The sequence below is a fragment of the Streptomyces sp. DF42 genome, assembly GCF_058267695.1.
Genome location: NZ_CM177859.1, coordinates 7,118,097 through 7,136,066, shown reverse-complemented (window position 1 = coordinate 7,136,066; position 17,970 = coordinate 7,118,097). Strand labels below are relative to the sequence as shown.

Annotated in this window: 15 protein-coding genes and 1 riboswitch; of the genes, 7 read left to right on the top strand and 8 right to left on the bottom strand. The window is 69.8% G+C overall.

The window, feature by feature from the left end; genetic code table 11:
• The first annotated feature begins 209 nt into the window (after positions 1–209).
• A complete protein-coding gene (locus ACYUED_RS32745) occupies positions 210–491 on the top strand; it encodes an HPr family phosphocarrier protein (protein ID WP_107907491.1) in 282 nt (93 codons plus the stop codon).
• 139 nt (positions 492–630) lie between these two features.
• Here ACYUED_RS32745 and ACYUED_RS32740 read toward each other — a convergent pair whose 3' ends face one another.
• From ACYUED_RS32740 to ACYUED_RS32725, 4 genes are all read right to left on the bottom strand, one after another.
• Complete coding sequence (locus ACYUED_RS32740; protein ID WP_491287983.1) at positions 631–1,326, bottom strand: GntR family transcriptional regulator; 696 nt, start codon at positions 1,324–1,326, stop codon at positions 631–633.
• A gap of 189 nt (positions 1,327–1,515) precedes the next feature.
• Positions 1,516–2,280 (bottom strand): M23 family metallopeptidase, encoded by a 765-nt coding sequence (locus ACYUED_RS32735; protein WP_491287981.1) that lies wholly within the window; start codon positions 2,278–2,280, stop codon positions 1,516–1,518.
• A 12-nt stretch (positions 2,281–2,292) separates the two neighbouring features.
• A riboswitch (cyclic di-AMP (ydaO/yuaA leader) is annotated at positions 2,293–2,455 on the bottom strand.
• Positions 2,456–2,656: 201 nt separating this feature from the next.
• On the bottom strand, positions 2,657–4,045 hold the full coding sequence (locus tag ACYUED_RS32730) for a M16 family metallopeptidase (protein ID WP_491287979.1): 1,389 nt from the start codon (positions 4,043–4,045) through the stop codon (positions 2,657–2,659).
• Positions 4,042–5,436 (bottom strand): M16 family metallopeptidase, encoded by a 1,395-nt coding sequence (locus ACYUED_RS32725; RefSeq protein ID WP_491287976.1) that lies wholly within the window; start codon positions 5,434–5,436, stop codon positions 4,042–4,044. Before ACYUED_RS32725 ends, ACYUED_RS32730 begins: the two co-directional genes overlap by 4 nt.
• 319 nt (positions 5,437–5,755) lie before the next feature.
• Here ACYUED_RS32725 and ACYUED_RS32720 point away from each other — a divergent pair, with 319 nt between their 5' ends.
• Positions 5,756–8,212, top strand: coding sequence for a DNA gyrase/topoisomerase IV subunit A (locus ACYUED_RS32720; protein WP_491287974.1), 2,457 nt, complete (start codon positions 5,756–5,758; stop codon positions 8,210–8,212).
• Here the strand turns inward: ACYUED_RS32720 and ACYUED_RS32715 are convergent.
• Entirely contained in the window at positions 8,209–9,288 is a 1,080-nt protein-coding gene (locus ACYUED_RS32715) for a CobW family GTP-binding protein (RefSeq protein ID WP_491287971.1), read from the bottom strand. The two genes, ACYUED_RS32720 and ACYUED_RS32715, sit on opposite strands and share 4 nt — an antisense overlap.
• A 322-nt stretch (positions 9,289–9,610) precedes the next feature.
• Between ACYUED_RS32715 and ACYUED_RS32710 the strand changes: the two genes are divergently transcribed.
• The gene (locus ACYUED_RS32710) at positions 9,611–10,177 is read left to right on the top strand and encodes a DUF6082 family protein (RefSeq protein ID WP_266522540.1); all 567 of its coding nucleotides are present in this window, start codon (positions 9,611–9,613) and stop codon (positions 10,175–10,177) included.
• A 55-nt stretch (positions 10,178–10,232) separates the two neighbouring features.
• On the opposite strand, the gene ACYUED_RS32705 is transcribed toward ACYUED_RS32710, so the two are convergent.
• Both ACYUED_RS32705 and ACYUED_RS32700 read right to left on the bottom strand, forming a co-directional pair.
• Positions 10,233–10,472: a hypothetical protein gene (locus tag ACYUED_RS32705; protein ID WP_266685318.1), complete on the bottom strand. Its 240-nt coding sequence runs from the start codon at positions 10,470–10,472 to the stop codon at positions 10,233–10,235.
• Positions 10,473–10,795: 323 nt separating this feature from the next.
• Positions 10,796–11,959 carry a citrate synthase/methylcitrate synthase gene (locus tag ACYUED_RS32700; protein WP_491287967.1) on the bottom strand — a complete coding sequence of 388 codons (1,164 nt, stop codon included), beginning with the start codon at positions 11,957–11,959 and terminating at the stop codon, positions 10,796–10,798.
• 136 nt (positions 11,960–12,095) lie between these two features.
• Here ACYUED_RS32700 and ACYUED_RS32695 point away from each other — a divergent pair, with 136 nt between their 5' ends.
• From ACYUED_RS32695 to ACYUED_RS32680, 4 genes are all read left to right on the top strand, one after another.
• Positions 12,096–13,358, top strand: coding sequence for a citrate synthase (locus tag ACYUED_RS32695; RefSeq protein ID WP_491287965.1), 1,263 nt, complete (start codon positions 12,096–12,098; stop codon positions 13,356–13,358).
• A 92-nt stretch (positions 13,359–13,450) separates the two neighbouring features.
• Complete coding sequence (locus ACYUED_RS32690) at positions 13,451–14,392, top strand: ferredoxin family protein (protein WP_491287963.1); 942 nt, start codon at positions 13,451–13,453, stop codon at positions 14,390–14,392.
• Between the two features lie 101 nt (positions 14,393–14,493).
• Positions 14,494–16,167, top strand: a complete 1,674-nt coding sequence (locus ACYUED_RS32685) for an ATP-binding protein (RefSeq protein WP_491287960.1) — start codon at positions 14,494–14,496, stop codon at positions 16,165–16,167.
• Positions 16,167–16,847, top strand: coding sequence for a response regulator (locus tag ACYUED_RS32680; RefSeq protein WP_491287957.1), 681 nt, complete (start codon positions 16,167–16,169; stop codon positions 16,845–16,847). The genes ACYUED_RS32685 and ACYUED_RS32680 overlap by 1 nt, the downstream gene beginning before the upstream one ends.
• A 52-nt stretch (positions 16,848–16,899) precedes the next feature.
• Here ACYUED_RS32680 and ACYUED_RS32675 read toward each other — a convergent pair whose 3' ends face one another.
• A complete protein-coding gene (locus tag ACYUED_RS32675; RefSeq protein WP_491287955.1) occupies positions 16,900–17,955 on the bottom strand; it encodes an ABC transporter substrate-binding protein in 1,056 nt (351 codons plus the stop codon).
• Positions 17,956–17,970 lie beyond the last annotated feature (15 nt).

The following is a 17,970-nucleotide window of genomic DNA, read 5'->3' as shown; positions in this document are numbered from 1 at the left end:
GGGCCCCAGAGTACGGCTCGCGTCCGACAACGGCGCGAGGCAGTCTGTGGAGAACACGGCAGTCCGCGGAGAACTGAACAAGGACGCAAGTCGGGCCGAGGCCGCGGTCCGACGACCCGCCCCGGACGGGACGAAGGACCGCTCCGGACATGCTTCACGTTGTGGGAAACTGGTCTAGACAACCCTGAGACTCTGAAGGGCAGCATCACATGGCTGAGCGCCGCGTCAACGTCGGCTGGGCCGAGGGCCTCCACGCCCGCCCCGCTTCCATCTTCGTCCGGGCCACCACGGCCGCAGGTATCCCCGTGACGATCGCCAAGGCCGACGGCAACCCCGTCAACGCGGCCTCCATGCTGGCCGTCCTGGGCCTGGGCGCCCAGGGTGGCGAGGAGATCGTCCTCGCCTCCGACGCCGAGGGCGCGGACGCGGCCCTCGACCGTCTGGCCAAGCTGGTCTCCGAAGGTCTCGAGGAGCTCCCCGAGACCGTCTGACCACGGCACCGCAGAAGGGCTCGTCCGAATTACCGGGCGAGCCCTTCGCATTTCTTGTTCCGAGACCGTGGAATTCTCGATCGGGGGCAGCATGGATAAACCCCCGCGAATTCTCTTGTCTTTGTATACGGCGCCCGTGTTAATGACGCAGGCTCGACATGTTTACGGCATGTTGCGAGTTCCTCACACGGTCGGCGCGATCGGCGCCGGGGGCGAATCGCAGCCGGTGCACCCCACTGGAACGCTCCGTGTGCAGCGTCGTGATCGCCCGCGCGCGCTCGCCGTCACCGCGGGCCACGGCGTCAACGATCGCGCCGTGCTCCGCCCAGGACTCCACGGGGTCGGCGGGCGCCTCCACGGCGTACATCCAGGCGATCTTGTGGCGCAGCTGGGTCAGCATCGAGGTCAGCGCGGGGCTGCCGGAGGCCTGGGCGAGCGTCTCGTGGAACCAGTTCCCCAGGGAGCGCAGATCCTCGCTGTTGCCCCTCCTGGCCCGCTCCTGGCCCAGTCTCACCAGGCCGCGCAGGACCTTGAGATGGGCCTCGGTGCGCCGTTGGGCGGCCCGTGAGGCACCGAGCGGCTCCAGGAGCATGCGCATCTCCAGCAGGTCGGCGGCCTCCTGCTCGGTCGGTTCCGCCACGCACGCGCCCGCGTGCCGGCGGGTCACCACGAAGCCCTCGGCCTCCAGCGTGCGCAGGGCCTCGCGGACGGGAACGCGCGAGACGCCGTAGCGGCGGGCCAGAACTTCCTCGGTGAGGCGGCCGCCACGCTCATGGACACCGGCGACGATGTCGTCCCGGATCGCCGTGCACACCGAGTGCGCCGGAATACGCATGACCGACCTCCGACTTAATCCCCGTGAAACGTCGATGATTGACGTGTGTTCCGTGACTCTATTGCACAGAGCCGGAATTTCCGACGGGAGGCCGGAATCCATGGATATTTTTTGGACAGCAGGGCGACGGAAAACAGCGAAACCCCGGCTCGCGGAGCCGGGGTTTCGCCGTTGTCCTGCGATCCGTCGTCAGACGTTCACGCCGTGCGAGCGAAGGTAGGCGACGGGGTCGATGTCCGAGCCGTACTCGGCGGTCGTACGGGCCTCGAAGTGCAGGTGCGGTCCGGTGGTGTTGCCGGTCGCGCCGGAGACGCCTATCTGCTGCCCCGGGGTGACCGTCTGGCCCGCCGAGACACCGATGGACGACAGGTGGCCGTACTGGGTGTACGTGCCGTCGTGCATCCTGATCACTATCTGGTTGCCGTAGGCGCCGCCCCAGCCGGTCTCGACGACGGTGCCGGCACCGACCGCGTGAACCGGCGTGCCGCTCGCGGCGTGGAAGTCGATGCCCGTGTGGCTGCCGGAGGACCACAGGGAGCCACCGGTCTTGTAGCCGGTCGAGACGTACGAGTTCGAGATCGGCGCGACGAAGGTGTTGAGGCGCTTGCGCTCGGCCTCACGCGCGGCGCGCTCCTTGGCCTCGCGCTCCGCCTCGGCCTTCGCGGCGGCCTGCTTGCGCGCCGCCTCCAGGGCCGCCTTCTTGCGGGCGGCCTCCTCGGCGGCCTGCTTCTGGGCATCGGCCTGGGCGTCGATCTTGTCGGCGATCGTGTCGCCGATGGTGATGACAGGGTTGAGGCCGGTCTGCTCGACGGAGCTCTCGGCGGCGAGGGCCGGAGCGGCCTGGGCGCCGACGACGCCGGTGGCGGCGAGAGCCGCGACCCCTGCGGCGCGGGTGGTGGTGCGGTGCATCCGCGTGGGACGACGGTGCTTCCCGGTGGCGCGCGTGAACGCCATGTGGTGGCTGTTCCTTTCCTTCCCTCTCGCCTACCGGGTTAGCTGACGGGTTCGGAGCAGGAAGGTCTCCTACGGACCCCCTCGCTGGGCGCGGGCGTCCGATTCACCCCAGGGACTGCGGTGGGTCCCCGGCTCCCCTGGCTCGCGCCATAGGGGGACTCGGCGATGACTGTCCGGTGCCGCGGATGCGGCGCTGTGCCTGACGGACAGACCGGATGACGCTAAGCGGGGCGACTTTCAATTCCCAAACGGATCACGCCTTTTGTAGTGCATGCCACAGGTCAGACAGGCAACCTCTCCCCTAATTCGGACATTAGGGGGCCCTGGTGACTCATCAGTCACCAGGGCCCCTACGCGCGCGGCGCCGACCGGTCCTCTACTCGGCTGCCACGACGGTGACTTCGCCGATCCCCAGGGCCTCGACTGGCTCCTTGATCTCGGCCGCGTCACCGACGAGGACGGTCACCAGACGGTCCACCGGGAAGGCACTGACGGCCGCGGCGGTGGCCTCCACCGTGCCGGTGGCGGCGAGCTGCTGGTACAGCGTCGCCTGATAGTCGTCCGGCAGGTGCTGCTCGACCTGGTCGGCCAGCGTGCTCGCCACGGCCGCCGCGGTCTCGTACTTCAGCGGCGCCACCCCGACCAGGTTCTGTACGGCGACATCGCGCTCGGCGTCGGTGAGGCCGCCCTCGGCGAGCGTGCGCAGCACCTTCCAGAGGTCGTCGAGCGCCGGGCCGGTGTTCGGGGTGTCGACGGAGCCGCTGATCGCGAGCATCGCGGCACCGGAGCCGTCCGGGGCGGACCTGAGGACCTGGCCGAACGCGCGCACACCGTAGGTGTAGCCCTTCTCCTCGCGCAGGACGCGGTCCAGACGGGAGGTGAGGGTGCCTCCGAGGCAGTACGTACCGAGCACCTGCGCGGGCCACACACGGTCGTGCCGGTCGCGGCCGACGCGGCCGATGAGCAGCTGCGTCTGGACGGAGCCGGGGCGGTCCACGATGATCACGCGTCCGGTGTCGTCGGCGGTGATCGGCGGCACCGGACGGGACTCGCCCCCGGTGCCCGTCCAGGCGCCCAGGGTCTCGCCGAGCAGCGCGTCCAGGTCGATACCGGTGAGGTCACCGACGACGACGGCGGTGGCCGTGGCGGGCCTGACGTGCCGGTCGTAGAAGGCGCGTACGGCCGCCGAGTCGATCTTCTCGACGGTCTCCTCGGTGCCCTGGCGCGGGCGCGACATGCGCGAGGTCGCCGGGAACAGCTCCTTGGAGAGCTCCTTGGCGGCGCGGCGGGAGGGGTTGGCCAGCTCGTGCGGGATCTCGTCCAGGCGGTTGCGGACCAGCCGCTCGATCTCGCTGTCGGCGAAGGCGGGTGCCCTGAGGGCGTCGGCGAGCAGACCGAGCGCCTTGGCGAGGCGGGAGGCCGGCACTTCGAGGCTCAGACGCAGACCCGGGTGGTCGGCGTGCGCGTCGAGCGTGGCGCCGCAGCGCTCCAGCTCGGCGGCGAAGTCCTCGGCGGAGTGCTTGTCGGTGCCCTCGGAGAAGGCCCGCGCCATGATCGTGGCGACGCCTTCGAAAGCGGCCGGCTCGGCTTCCAGGGGGGCGGCCAGGAGCACCTCCACGGCGACGACCTGCTGGCCGGGGCGGTGGCAGCGCAGGACGGTCAGGCCGTTGCCGAGCGCGCCGCGCTCCGGGGCGGGGAAGGCCCAGGGCCTCGCCTCGCCGGCCTGGGGCTGCGGGTGGAACTCCATCGTGGTGAGCTCGGTCACTTGGCCGCCTCCGTGGTGTCGTCGCCGGCCTCGACCGTGGCTTCGGCCTCGGGGTCCTGCGGGGGATCCGCGTCCTCGGCGGTCTCTCCCGCGACGGGCTCGTAGACGAGCACCGCGCGGTTGTCGGGCCGCAGGCGGGCCTTGGCGACCTCCTGGACCTCCTGGGGTGTCACTTCCAGGACGCGCTGGACGGCGGTGAGAGCGAGCTGCGGGTCGCCGAACAGGACGGCGTAACGGCACAGTTCGTCGGCGCGGCCCGCGACCGTGCCGAGCCGGTCGAGCCACTCACGCTCCAACTGGGCCTGCGCGCGCTCCATTTCCTCGGCGGTGGGGCCCTCCTCGGCGAACCGGGCGAGCTCCTCGTCGATGGCGGTCTCGATGACCGGCACCTCGTAGTCACCGGAGGTCTTCACGTCCAGCCAGCCCAGGGAGGGCGCTCCGGCCAGCCGCAGCAGGCCGAAGTTGGCCGCGACGGCCGTACGGTCTCGCCGTACGAGACGGTTGTAGAGGCGGGAGGACTCGCCGCCGCCGAGGACGGTGAGCGCCAGGTCGGCGGCGTCCGCCTCGCGCGTGCCGTCGTGCGGCAGCCGGTAGGCCGCCATCAGGGCGCGCGCGGGCACCTCCTCCTTCACGACCTCGCGCAGCTGGCTACCGATGATCTCGGGCAGCGAACCGTCCCGGGGCGCGGGCTTGCCGTCGTGCGAGGCGATGGACCCGAAGTACCTCTCGACCCAGGCGAGCGTCTGCTCCGGGTCGATGTCGCCGACGACCGACAGCACGGCGTTGCCCGGCGCGTAGTACGTGCGGAAGAACGCGCGCGCGTCCTCCAGGGTCGCCGCGTCCAGGTCGGCCATCGAGCCGATCGGGGTGTGGTGGTAGGGGTGGCCCTCCGGGTAGGCGAGGGCGGTGAGCTTCTCGAACGCCGTGCCGTAGGGCACGTTGTCGTAGCGCTGACGGCGCTCGTTCTTGACGACGTCCCGCTGGTTCTCCATGGACTCGTCGTCGAGGGCGGCGAGCAGGGAGCCCATGCGGTCGGCCTCCAGCCAGAGGGCGAGCTCCAGCTGGTGGGTGGGCATGGTCTCGAAGTAGTTGGTGCGCTCGAAGCTGGTGGTGCCGTTGAGCGAGCCGCCCGCCCCCTGCACCAGCTCGAAGTGCCCGTTCCCCTTGACCTGCCCCGAGCCCTGGAACATAAGGTGCTCGAAAAGGTGAGCCAGGCCGGTGCGTCCCTTGACTTCGTGGCGCGAGCCGACGTCGTACCAGAGGCAGACCGCCGCGACCGGGGTCAGGTGGTCCTCGGAGAGCACCACGCGCAGGCCGTTGGCCAGGCGGTGCTCGGTCGCAGTCAGGCCCCCGGTGCCTGCCTGGTCTGTGGCCGTGTGACCCATGGGCATGTACGTCCCTTCGATCGCGGATGCGGTACTTCGAACCGCGGTTTTCCTGCCGGTCCTGCCACTGTATGCAAGCGTGCGGATCGTCGGCGAAGTTCCCGGACGACATACGCCCACAGCGGATCGCGTAACCTGCGGGCAGCCGCAGCGAGGTTGATCCCCCGCGCGCCGGTCGGACCGCCGACACCGGGTCCTGGCAGGCGTTGTCAGTGCCGCGGTCCACAATGGTCGCGTCAGATCCTGTTCACGCTTCAGCAAGAGTGAGCCGAAGGGGACGTGAGCGACCCGTAGGCGAGCGCCCAGAAAAGAGGAGCCGGCAGCGATGGCCCGCCGCAGCACGAAGACCCCGCCGCCCGACGATTCGTACGAGGAGAAGATCCTCGACATCGACGTCGTCGACGAGATGCAGGGCTCCTTCCTCGAGTACGCGTACTCGGTCATCTACTCCCGAGCCCTGCCCGACGCCCGCGACGGTCTCAAGCCGGTGCACCGCCGCATCGTCTACCAGATGAACGAGATGGGGCTGCGCCCCGACCGCGGCTACGTGAAGTGCGCGCGCGTGGTCGGCGAGGTCATGGGCAAGCTGCACCCCCACGGCGACGCGTCGATCTACGACGCCCTGGTGCGCATGGCCCAGCCCTTCTCCATGCGCGTGCCGCTGGTGGACGGCCACGGCAACTTCGGCTCGCTGGGCAACGACGACCCGCCGGCCGCCATGCGCTACACCGAGTGCCGTCAGGCCCAGGCGACGAGCCTGATGACGGAGTCGATCGACGAGGACACGGTCGACTTCACGCCCAACTACGACGGCCAGGAGCAGGAGCCGGTCGCCCTGCCCGCCGCCTTCCCGAACCTGCTGGTGAACGGCTCCTCGGGCATCGCGGTCGGCATGGCGACGAACATGCCCCCGCACAACCTCGCCGAGGTCATCGCGGCCGCCCGGCACCTGATCCGCTTCCCGAACGCGGATCTGGACACCTTGATGAAGTTCGTCCCGGGCCCCGACCTGCCCACCGGCGGCCGCATCGTCGGCCTCGCCGGCATCCGGGACGCCTACGAGTCGGGCCGCGGCACCTTCAAGATCCGCGCCACGGTGGAGGTCGAGACCGTCACGGCGCGCCGCAAGGGCCTGGTCATCACCGAACTGCCCTTCGCGGTCGGCCCCGAGAAGGTCATCGCCAAGATCAAGGACCTGGTCGGCTCCAAGAAGATCCAGGGCATCGCCGACGTCAAGGACCTCACCGACCGCGCGCACGGCCTGCGCCTGGTCATCGAGATCAAGAACGGCTTCGTGCCGGAGGCCGTCCTGGAGCAGCTGTACAAGCTGACGCCGATGGAGGAGTCCTTCGGCATCAACAACGTCGCCCTGGTGGACGGCCAGCCGCTGACGCTGGGGCTCAAGGAGCTCCTGGAGGTCTACCTCGACCACCGCTTCGAGGTCGTACGGCGGCGCAGCGAGTTCCGCCGCACCAAGCGGCGCGACCGTCTGCACCTGGTGGAGGGCCTGCTGACCGCCCTCGTCGACATCGACGAGGTCATCCGGCTGATCCGCTCCAGCGAGAACTCCGCGCAGGCCAAGGAGCGCCTGATGGAGCGCTTCTCCCTGTCGGAGATCCAGACCCAGTACATTCTGGACACCCCGCTGCGCCGCCTCACCAAGTTCGACCGGATCGAGCTGGAGTCGGAGAAGGAGCGGCTGAACGCGGAGATCGCGGAGCTGACCCGGATCCTCGAGTCGGACGCGGAGCTGCGCAAGCTGGTCTCCACCGAACTGGCCGCGGTGGCCAAGAAGTTCGGCACCGATCGGCGCACTGTCCTGCTGGAGGCGTCGGGCGCCCCGGCGGCCGCCGTACCGCTGCAGGTCGCGGACGACCCGTGCAGGATCCTGCTCTCCTCGACGGGACTGCTGGCCCGCACGTCGAACGGCGAGCCCTTCCCGGAGGACGCCGACGCCCGGCGCGTGAAGCACGACGTGATCGTCTCCGCGGTCCCGGCCACGGCACGCGGCGAGATCGGCGCGGTGACCTCCTCCGGCCGCCTGCTGCGGATCAACGTCGTCGACCTCCCGCAGCTCCCGGACACGGCGTCGGCGCCGAACCTCGCGGGCGGAGCACCCCTGTCGGAGTTCATCTCCCTGGAGGACGGCGAGACGGTGGTCTGCCTGATCACGCTCGACGAGTCCTCCCCCGGCCTCGCCCTCGGCACGGAACAGGGCATCGTCAAGCGTGTGGTCCCCGACTACCCGTCCAACAAGGAGGAGTTGGAGGTCATCACGCTCAAGGACGGCGACCGGATCGTCGGCGCGATCGAGCTGCGCACCGGCGAGGAGGACCTGGTGTTCATCACGGACGACGCGCAGCTGCTGCGCTACCAGGCCTCCCAGGTCCGTCCCCAGGGCCGTCCGGCGGGCGGCATGGCGGGCGTGAAGCTCACCGAGGGCGCGAAGGTCATCTCCTTCACGGCCGTCGACCCGGCGGCGGACGCGGTCGTGTTCACGGTCGCGGGCTCGCGCGGCACGCTCGACGACTCGGTCCAGACGACGGCCAAGCTCACCCCGTTCGACCAGTACCCGCGCAAGGGCCGCGCCACCGGCGGCGTCCGCTGCCAGCGGTTCCTGAAGGGCGAGGACTGCCTGTCCCTGGCCTGGGCGGGAACCGTCCCTGCCAAGGCGGCGCAGAAGAACGGCACCCCGGCCGACCTCCCGGAGATCGACCCGCGCCGTGACGGCTCGGGGGTGTCCCTGGCGAAGACGGTGGCGGTGGTGGCGGGGCCGGTCTAGGCCTCGGGATCCAGCTCCGCCGGGCCCTCCTCCGGACCCTGTACGTAGCGCAGGACGCCCCACATGCCGTGCTCGTCGGCGGCGTGCGGGGCGTCGCGCGCGCACTCCTCCAACTCCTTGCGGAGGGCGGGCGCGTCGATGCCGGATCCGATGAGGACGAGCTGGGTCCGACGCTTCTCGTCGGGCGCCCAGGGCTCCGGGTAGAACCGCAGGAACGGCCCCACCGCGTGGACGGCGTACCGGTTCTGGACGTCGTACGCCCCGAAGTCGACGTACCCCTTGATCCGGTACAGGCCTTCGGGCCTGCTGTCGAGGAACTGCATCAACCGGCGCGGGTCCATGGGCACTTCGGAGCTGACGGACACACTGTCGTAGGCGGCGTGCAGATGGCCGCAATGGTCGCGCTCGGCGTGAGCGTCACGGTCCTCGAGGTCGTCGAAGGACAACTGCCCGACGCGTTCCTGGCTCGGCCGGCAGTCGAAGAGGAACTCGGGGTCGATTCGCGCGTATGTCGCGGGCACGACGGCGGCACGGTCGGCAAGGGACCGCACGAGTGCGAGAACCCTTTCCCCGTCGGCGGCCCGGTCGAGCTTGTTGACCACGACGAGGTCGGCGAGAGCGAGATGCCGGTCGACCTCGGGATGCTTCGTGCGGGTGTCGTCGAACTCGGCGGCGTCGACGACCTCGACAAGGCCGCCGTACACGATCCCCGGATGCTCACTGGCCAGCACCATGCGCACGAGTTCCTGCGGCTCGGCGAGGCCGCTCGCCTCGATGACGACGACGTCGATGCCGGCGGCTGGCCGGGCGAGCCGCTCCAGGTACAGATCCAGCTCACCGGTATCGACGGCACAGCACAGACAGCCGTTGCCGAGGGACACGGTGGAGTCCCCGAGCGCACCGGCGACGGCCATGGCGTCGATCTCGATGGCCCCGAAGTCGTTCACGATGGCCCCGATGCGGCTGCCGCCGCTGCGGTGCAGGAGGTGATTGAGGAGGGTGGTCTTACCGGAGCCCAGGAATCCGGCGAGTACGACGACCGGGATCTGCCGGACGCTGTGGCTCGGCTGACTCAATTGTGCGACCTCTCTGACACCGACGCGTGCACCGGATCGCGCTCCCGGCGCACGCACGAGGATTGAATGCCGGACCAGGATACGAGCCGGAACAATCACTGCGAAGTGAACGATTGTTAGCAGCACTTGCGGGGCAGACGTTGGGGAAGGCGCCGGAGTGTGCGACCCTCGCTTCCCTCCGTGCGCCGCCTCTCCGCCTCCCTGCCGATCAGAGCCGCTCGGCATCCTGGGAGACGGCAAGCGCCGCCCACCGCTCGCCGGTCCCCCACAGTCGACCCGCACCCCGACGACCGGCGGACGGCCGCCTGATTCGGGGGTTGACATGACCACACAGAACTTTCGGACGCGGGGACTGAGGTCCGCCGCCGCAGTCGGCATCGGCGTAGCGGCGGGCGTCCTCGCCACTCTGGCGGCGCGGCGCCATGCACTTGAGTCGCTGCGCATACGCCTGGACCATCTGGAGCGGAGCGCACACACGCAGCAGGACGCCAACCTCGCCACCCAGCAACGCCAGCACTGGGAGTTGCTGAGCAAAGCAATCGACGATCCCGAACTCGCCGAGGTGCTGGACCTCTACGAGGCCTCCGTCTCCCCCAAGCAGCGCCGGCAGTATCTCTTCGCCAACGCGCTCTACACCAACCTGCTCTTCTACTACCGCATCGGGAACCTGAGCAAGGACGAGTTCTTCAAGCACGTACGGGGGATGTTCCAGAACCCGATCGTGAGGGAGTACTGGTACACCACTCAGCAGCAGCGGGCGAGCCTCGCGGACACCGACGAAGCGGAACTCGGTCTGCTCGTCGACGCTCTGCTGCAGCAACTCGAAGAGGCCGACACCGAGGAGTGGTGGGTGGTGGGCGAGTCGCCGGGCGAACCGGGTGGGCCATGATGTCCAGGACCGGCCCGGAGCGGTACCGCTCGGGCCGACCCTCCCTGCCCCAGGGCTAGGCGTCCGGAATATCCGCCTTCGCCTTGACCAGGGTCTCGCGGGAAATCACGACAATGCGCTCATAGTCAGCACGTGCCGCATCAGGCGGAAGCATGGATTCCAGGGAATCGGTCACATCCGTGCCGATTATGGCGAAATTCCCATCTGCCAATTCGAAGATATCGGGGCATGTCGCCCCGTTGGTGCTACCTCGATGGCGTGGAGCGACGCCAAGGCGGCGGACGATCTGACTCACTGTCGAATTCCCTTTGATCTCAGGCACACACAAGGCACGCAAGCGCCTGCGCACGCTGAGGCACGTGCGCGGTGGCATCCTTGCAGTCCTGAGCGCAATCTCGATCTCCGACCCCACCGCATGGCACGAGCAGACCACCCGGGCAGACCACCGACGGTGCGCACCGTAGTCAACTCTCCTCAACCTCTGCGGGGTGCGCCCATTTATGGGTTTGTTATCACCGATGGGTGTGAGCGCCCCTCACGGATCGAATGAACGCTCCCAAGAGTGATGGAAGTCGTCGAAGTCCGCATCACAGCCCCATAGCGAGACAAGGATGTCCATCAAGCAGCCGGCACCGCCACCGGCGCCCCCGGCCCCACATACCGCGCCACCGGCCTGATGATCTTCGAGTCCTCCGCCTGCTCCAGGATGTTCGCGCTCCAGCCGACGACCCGTCCCGCCGCGAACGTCGGGGTGAACATCTCCCGCGGCAGACCGCACAGTTCCATGACGACGCCCGCGTAGAACTCGACGTTCGTGTGCAGCTCCCGCCCCGGTTTCAGCTCGGCCAGGATCGCCTCGACATGACGCTCGACAACGACGGCGAACTCCACGCGCGGACCTCCGAAACTCCGGGCCACCTCGCGCAGCATGCGGGAACGCGGGTCCTCGGTCCGGTAGATCGCGTGGCCGAAGCCCATGATGCGGTCGCCGGCCAGGACCCGTTCGCGGATCCAGGGCTCGATACGGTCGGGGGTGCCGATCGCATCGAGGGTGTCCAGCGCACGGCTCGGTGCACCACCGTGCAACGGACCGGACAGCGCCCCCACGGCCCCGACGAGACACGCGGCCACGTCCGCTCCCGTCGACGTGATGACACGCGCCGTGAAGGTTGATGCATTGAAGCCGTGGTCAATGGTTGAAATCAAGTACTGTTCGACCGCTCTGGCCCGCCTCGCGTCCGGCACCGAACCCGTCAGCATATAGAGGTAGTTGGCCGCGTGGGACAGGTCGCTTCGGGGCTCCACCGGATCCAGACCCCGGCCCAGCCGGTGCAGCGCCGCGAGCAGCGTCGGTACGGCCGCGGCCGCCGCGAGAGTGTCCCGGCGGCGGTCGGCCGCGTCGAGGTCGTACACCGGCCGGAAGCCTTTCGCCGCGCCGAGCAGCGACAGTGCCGTGCGCATGCCGGCCAGCGGGCCGGACCGTCCGCTCGCGGCGGCGATGGCGGGCAGGGCCGCGCACACCTCGTCGGGCAGCTTCCGCAGGGCCGCCGTCTCGGCGGTGAAGGCCGCGCGCCGCGTGCCGTCCGGCAACTCACCGTGGACCAGGAGATACCAGACGTCCTCGAAGCCGCGGCTTTGCGCGAGCTCGACGGCCGAGTACTGGCGGTAGTGATAGAAGCCCTCGATCCCGCGGACGTCCCCGATCTCGGTGTCGGTGACGACGACCCCGGTGAGCCCCCGCGGCACATCGATGGTGGCGGTTGCTGACCTGTTGACGGACATGGTTCCTCCCTGGACTTGATCCCTCCCTGGGCTTGATTCGACTGTCCATGCTTGACTGCATTACTGTCAACATTGATCAGATCAATACATACCAATCTCCTGAATCCATATATCGTTATGCCGATACGGTGATGCCATGCGCGATCAAGAGCCCTCCGCCGGCCGCTCCGAGCAGCGGCTGACCACAAAGGAAGCCGCCGAACTGCTGGGCGTGAAGCCCGAGACCGTGTACGCGTACGTGAGCCGCGGCCAGCTCAGCAGCAGACGCGTGCCCGGCGGCCGGGGCAGCACCTTCGACGTCAAGGAGGTGGAGACGCTCGCCCGGCGCAACAGGCGGGAGAGCAGCGGGACCTCGGCATCGGGCGGTGAGTTCTCGGTCCGGACCCGCATCACGCTCATCGAGCCCGACCGGTACTACTTCCGGGGCGTCGACGCCGCCGAACTGGCCACCCGCCACTCCTACGAGGAGGTCGCCGAGTGGCTGTGGACCAGCCGCATGCGCCCAGGCATCGAGTTCACGGCACCCGAATCCTCCGTCGCCGTCGCCCGCCGTGCCGTGGGTGCGCTGCCCGAACACACCGGGCCGACCGACCGGTTGCGGGTCGCGGCGATCGCGGCCGCGGCCGCGGACCCGCTGCGCTTCGACCTCTCCGAGGACACTGTTCTCGGCACAGCGCGCACTCTCATCCCCACCCTCGTCGCCGCCCTGCCTCCGGTGCGGCGCGGCCACCGCGACGAGGGCCCACTGGCCCGGCGGCTGTGGGCCCGGCTGAGCGGACGGGAGGCGGACGAGGCCTCGCTGCGCGTGCTGGACACCGCGCTCGCCCTCCTCGTCGACCACGACCTCGCCGCCTCGACCCTCGCGGTGCGTGTTGCCGCCTCGGCCCGCGCTCACGCATACGCGGCCGTCTCCGCCGGGCTCGGCGTGCTCGAAGGCCCCCTGCACGGAGCGGCCAGCGGGCTCGCCCACCGGCTGCTGCTCGACGTGCTCGAAGAGGGCGACGCGGCCCCCGTGATCGCGGAGGAGCTGCGGGCAGGCCGCCGCATTCCGGGACTCGGCCACCGGCTCTACCCTCGCGAGGATCCACGCGCGCGTGTCCTGTTCGGCCTCCTGGAGGAGATCCCCGGCGCCGCGCCCGCCCTCGCCGCGGCGCGCGACGTCGTGGCCACCACCGCCCGCCACACGTCACTGCACGCCAACGTCGACCTGGCCCTGGCCGTCCTCACCGCCTCCTCGGGCATGCCCTCCACGGCGGGTGAGACGATCTTCGCGGTGGCCCGGACGGCGGGCTGGATCGCCCACACGCTGGAGGAGTACGGGGAACGCCCGCTGCGCATGCGCCCGAGCGGCCACTACGTCGGTCCGAGGCCGCCTCAGCCGCTGCCGTCACCGGAATAGGACAAGGCCGCGCAGGACACCTGTGGTCGGTCGCACAGGACACGACCGCGACTGGAAGTCACCGCGAGCCAAGTCAGGTTAGGCTCACCTCTGTGAGTACGTGCTCGACCGTGTCCCGGGAGCTCGACGAGCCGATCTCGGGAACCGCGGCCACCGCGAGGACCTGGCTGCTACTGGAGCAGCCGGGCCCCTGGGGCGCCGACGCGCTCACGTCGAGCCATCTCGATCCGACGGTCGGCCGCGCTCTGGAAAACGCCGTGAAGGACACCGGCGTACGCATCGCGCTCATCCGGCGCCCGGGGCGGCACGCCGACTACGGCACGCCCGCCGCACGGCAGGTGTATGCGGCCCACACGGCGCCCGGCAAGGCCTGGCTGCACTCCGCCACGGCCCGCGATCCACGGGTCCTCCTCGACCTCGACTTCGCCGCGCTGGGCCGGGGCGATCACACCACCTTCGACTCGGTGCTCGAGGCCCGGCCCCACACCGGTGACCCGCTCGCCCTCGTCTGCACCAACGGCAAGCGCGACCGCTGCTGCGCGCTGCTCGGCCGACCGCTCGCGGCCGAGCTCACCTCCTCCGGGGTGGAGGGGGTCTGGGAGGTCACTCATCTGGGTGGCCATCGCTTCTCGCCCACGCTGCTCGTCCTGCCGTACGGATACGCCTACGGCCGCGCCGAGGCCCACGCCGTGAAGGAGATCCTGAGCGGTGTCCAGGAGGGGCGCATCGTCGTGGAAGGGTGCCGCGGGGGATCCGCCTGGGAGCGGCCGGGCCAGGCGGCCGAGCTGGCTGTGCGCACGGCCGCATGCGAGTACGCGGCCGGCGCCCTGAGTGTCGTGCGGACGGACGGGACCGCGCCGCGCTGGCAGGTGACCGTCGCCCACACGGACGGACGCCGGTGGCGCGTCGAGGTGGCCCAGGGAGCGTCCCTGCCGCCCCGCCCGGAGAGCTGCGGGACGTCGGTTCTGGGCTCACCCGCGCGTATGGAGGTCCTGACGGTGCATGAGTCGAGGACGGCCGCACTCGTGAGTTGACCCGGCCGGTCAACGCTTCGACCTGCTTGTCCATCCATTGATCAAGAGATCCATGCCACACCCCTTCGGTCGTTCCGGCAGGTCCACGTACCGTCGTGGGTATGAGCCGCACTCCCCCCGCACGCCGCCTGCGCCTTGGCCTGCCGAAGCGGGTGTTCTCGCAGGTACTCCTGATGCAGGTGGTGATCGCCGCGGGGGTCGCGGTGCTCGCGACCGGGCTGTTCCTGGCCCCGCTGAGCAAGCAGCTGGACAATGAGGCGATGCGCCGCGCCCTGGCCATCGCCAAGACGACGGCCCAGGATCCGCACATCGCCGAGGGGGTGCTGACCACCCCGCCGACCAGAACCGGTCCGGTGGAGAAGGAGGCCGAGCGGATCCGGCGCGCCACCCACGCCGAGTACGTCGTGGTCCTGGACCGGGACGGGGTTCGCTGGTCGCACCCCACGGAGTCGGAGATCGGCCACATCGTCTCCACCGACCCCAGGGATGCCCTGGCCGGCAAGGACGTCATGGAAATCGACAAGGGCACCCTGGGCCGCTCGGCCCGCGGCAAAGTGCCTCTGCGGGACTCCGAAGGCGAGATCATCGGGGCGGTCTCGGTCGGGATCAAGTACGACAGCGTGCGGGCCGAGCTCATCGGCGCGATCCCCGAACTGCTCGCGTACGCCGGCGGCGCCCTGGCCGTCGGTGCGCTGGCCGCCTGGGTGATCTCCCGGAGGGTCCAGCGGCAGACTCGGGACCTGGCTTTCTCGGACATCTCGGCGCTGCTCGCGGAGCGCGAGGCGATGCTGCACGGCATCCGGGAGGGCGTCGTCGCCCTGGACCGCGCCGGCCGCATCCGCCTGCTCAACGACGAGGCGCATCGCCTGCTCAGCATCGACGACGAGGCCGTCGGCCGCTCCCCCGACGAGGCGCTCGGTGAGGGACGTACGGCCGACATCCTGGGCGGGCGGGTGACGGGCACCGACCTGCTCACCGTCCGCGGGCAGCGCGTCCTGGTCGCCAACCGCATGCCCACCGACGACGGCGGCGCCGTGGCCACCCTGCGCGACCGCACCGAGCTGGAGCAACTCGGCCGGGAACTCGACTCGACGCGCGGCCTGATCGACGCCCTTCGGGCCCAGGACCACGAGCACGCCAACCGCATGCACACGCTGCTGGGTTTGCTCGAACTGGAAATGTACGACGACGCCGTGGACTTCGTCGGAGAGGTGGTCGGCGACCATCGGGCCACCGCCGAGCAGGTCACGGAGAAGGTCCGGGATCCGCTGCTCGCCGCGCTGCTGGTCGGCAAGGCCACGGTCGCGGCCGAGCGCGGCGTGGCCCTGTGGGTCTCCGACCGGACGCGGCTCCCGGATCGGCTGATCGATCCCAGGGGGCTCGTCACGATCGTCGGGAACCTGGTGGACAACGCGCTCGACGCGGTCGCGGGCACCCTCCACGCGCGCGTGGAGATCGAGTTGCACGCCGAGGGACGTACCGCCGTCCTCAGGGTGCGCGACACGGGCCCCGGAATCCCTGCGGAGCAACGCGAGTTGGTCTTCACCGACGGATGGTCCACGAAGGAGCCGCCCGCGCACCGGAAGCGCGGCATCGGGCTCTCCATGGTCCGCAGGCTCGCCGAGCGGCAGGGTGGCAGCGCTTCGGTCGACGAGTCGCACGGCGGCGGCGCGGAGTTCACCGTCGTCCTGCCGGAGGCACTGGCCGAGACGGAGTCGGCGCTGGAGCCGGCCCTCACCGCAACCGCGGACATGCCCGCCGAGGAGGAGTCCTGATGATCGAGGTCCTGGTCGTGGACGACGACACCAGGGTCGCGCATGTCAACGCCGCCTACGTCGAGAAGGTGCCGGGCTTCCACGTCGCCGGCGAGGCGCACAACGCGGCCGAGGCACTGCGTCAGGTGGAGTCGCTGCCCCGTCTTGATCTGGTCCTCATGGACCACTATCTGCCCGACGACACGGGCCTCGCGGTCGTCCAGGAGATGCGCCGCCGCGGCCACCAGACCGACGTGATCATGGTGACCGCGGCCCGCGACGTGGCGACGGTGCAGGCGGCGATGCGGCACGGAGCGCTGCAGTACCTGGTCAAGCCGTTCGCCTTCGCGGGCCTGCGCGCCAAGCTGGAGGCGTACGCGCAGTTGCGCCGCACGCTCGACGGCGGCGGCGAGGCGGAGCAGGCGGAGGTGGACCGCATCTTCGGCGCCCTGTCGGCCTCTTCGGAGCCGGGGCTGCCCAAGGGTCACTCCCCCACCACCGCGGAGCTGGTGCGTCAGTCCCTGATGGGAGCCGAAGGCCCGCTGTCCGCCCAGGAGATCGCCGAACGGACCGGTGTGAGCCGCCAGACCGCACAGCGCTATCTGAAGCTCCTGGAACGCACGGGACGGGCCCGGCTCACCCTGAGATACGGCGACGCGGGCCGCCCTGAACACCGTTACGTGTGGGCGACCCGCGCCTGAGGGCACGGCCGGTGGGGCGGGGAAGGGCCGCACCCTCCTGGTGGATGCGGATTCAGCCGGCGGCCTTCTCCACGAACTCGGTGGTGAACGTCTTGCTCAGATCCACCGTCTTGATGTTGGGCTTGAACGCCTTGAGCACCTTCTCGACGGTCTCCGGGCCGTCCTTGGGCATGACGCCGTCGTCGGTGAACATCGGCAGCGTGCTCTCGATGGCCGCGGCGTAGAGGCGCTTGTTGCCCTGCGAGTAGTCGGCGGGCATCTTCGCCGCGATCTGGCTGGAGCTGTGGGTGGACATCCACTTGAGCGTCTTGACGAATGCATTGGCCAACTTCTGGACGGTGTCCCGGTGACTGTTGACCCAGTCCGTCTGCATGTACAGGCTTGACGACGGGTACGGCCCGCCGAGCGCCTGCTGGGACCCCTCCGGAGTCCGCATGTCGAGGAGGACCTTGCCCGCCTTCTTGTCCAGGATCGTGGCGACGGTCGGGTCGGTCGTCATTCCGCCGTCGATGGCACCCCTCTGGAGCGCCGAGATGAAGGTCGGCCCCGCTCCGACGGCGACCGGCGTGAAGTCGCTGACCTTCACCCCGTTCTTGACGGCGAGGTACTTGGTGAGGAAGTCGGTCGACGAACCGAGACCGGTGATGCCGAGCTTCTTGCCCTTGAAGTCCTTGGGCGACGTGATGTCGCCAGCCGCCTTGGTGGAGACGATCTCCACCTCGCCGGGCGCCTGCGAGAACTGCACGACGGACTCGATGGCCTTGCCGTTCGTCTGCAGGTCGATGGTGTGGTCGTAGAAGCCGACGGCTCCCTGGACCTGCCCGGAGACGAGCGCGGTCTCGGCCTGGACGCCGGCGGGTTCGCTCAGCAGTTCCACGTCGAGGCCCTCGGCGTCGAAGTAGCCGAGCCGCTGGCTGAGCATCGCCGGCATGTAGATCACCTTGTCCAGGCCGCCGACCATGATCTTGACCTTCGTACCCTTGCCGTCCCCCTTGCTGCCGGAGCCGCTGGACGCGGTGCCGGCCGCGTCGTTGGCACAGGCGGTGAGGCAGGAGAGGGCGAGCAGGCCTGCGGCGGCCAGGGTGGTGTATCTGACGGGCTTGCGCATGACGGGTTCACGTCC

Coding starts and splice junctions, on each gene's coding strand:
- ACYUED_RS32735 (WP_491287981.1), bottom strand. CDS start 2,280: ATGGCGTTCACGCGCGCCACCGGGAAGCACCGTCGTCCCACGCGGATG.
- ACYUED_RS32700 (WP_491287967.1), bottom strand. CDS start 11,959: ATGTCCGTCAACAGGTCAGCAACCGCCACCATCGATGTGCCGCGGGGG.
- ACYUED_RS32680 (WP_491287957.1), top strand. CDS start 16,167: ATGATCGAGGTCCTGGTCGTGGACGACGACACCAGGGTCGCGCATGTC.
- ACYUED_RS32745 (WP_107907491.1), top strand. CDS start 210: ATGGCTGAGCGCCGCGTCAACGTCGGCTGGGCCGAGGGCCTCCACGCC.
- ACYUED_RS32720 (WP_491287974.1), top strand. CDS start 5,756: ATGGCCCGCCGCAGCACGAAGACCCCGCCGCCCGACGATTCGTACGAG.
- ACYUED_RS32675 (WP_491287955.1), bottom strand. CDS start 17,955: ATGCGCAAGCCCGTCAGATACACCACCCTGGCCGCCGCAGGCCTGCTC.
- ACYUED_RS32695 (WP_491287965.1), top strand. CDS start 12,096: ATGCGCGATCAAGAGCCCTCCGCCGGCCGCTCCGAGCAGCGGCTGACC.
- ACYUED_RS32685 (WP_491287960.1), top strand. CDS start 14,494: ATGAGCCGCACTCCCCCCGCACGCCGCCTGCGCCTTGGCCTGCCGAAG.
- ACYUED_RS32710 (WP_266522540.1), top strand. CDS start 9,611: ATGACCACACAGAACTTTCGGACGCGGGGACTGAGGTCCGCCGCCGCA.
- ACYUED_RS32740 (WP_491287983.1), bottom strand. CDS start 1,326: ATGCGTATTCCGGCGCACTCGGTGTGCACGGCGATCCGGGACGACATC.
- ACYUED_RS32725 (WP_491287976.1), bottom strand. CDS start 5,436: ATGCCCATGGGTCACACGGCCACAGACCAGGCAGGCACCGGGGGCCTG.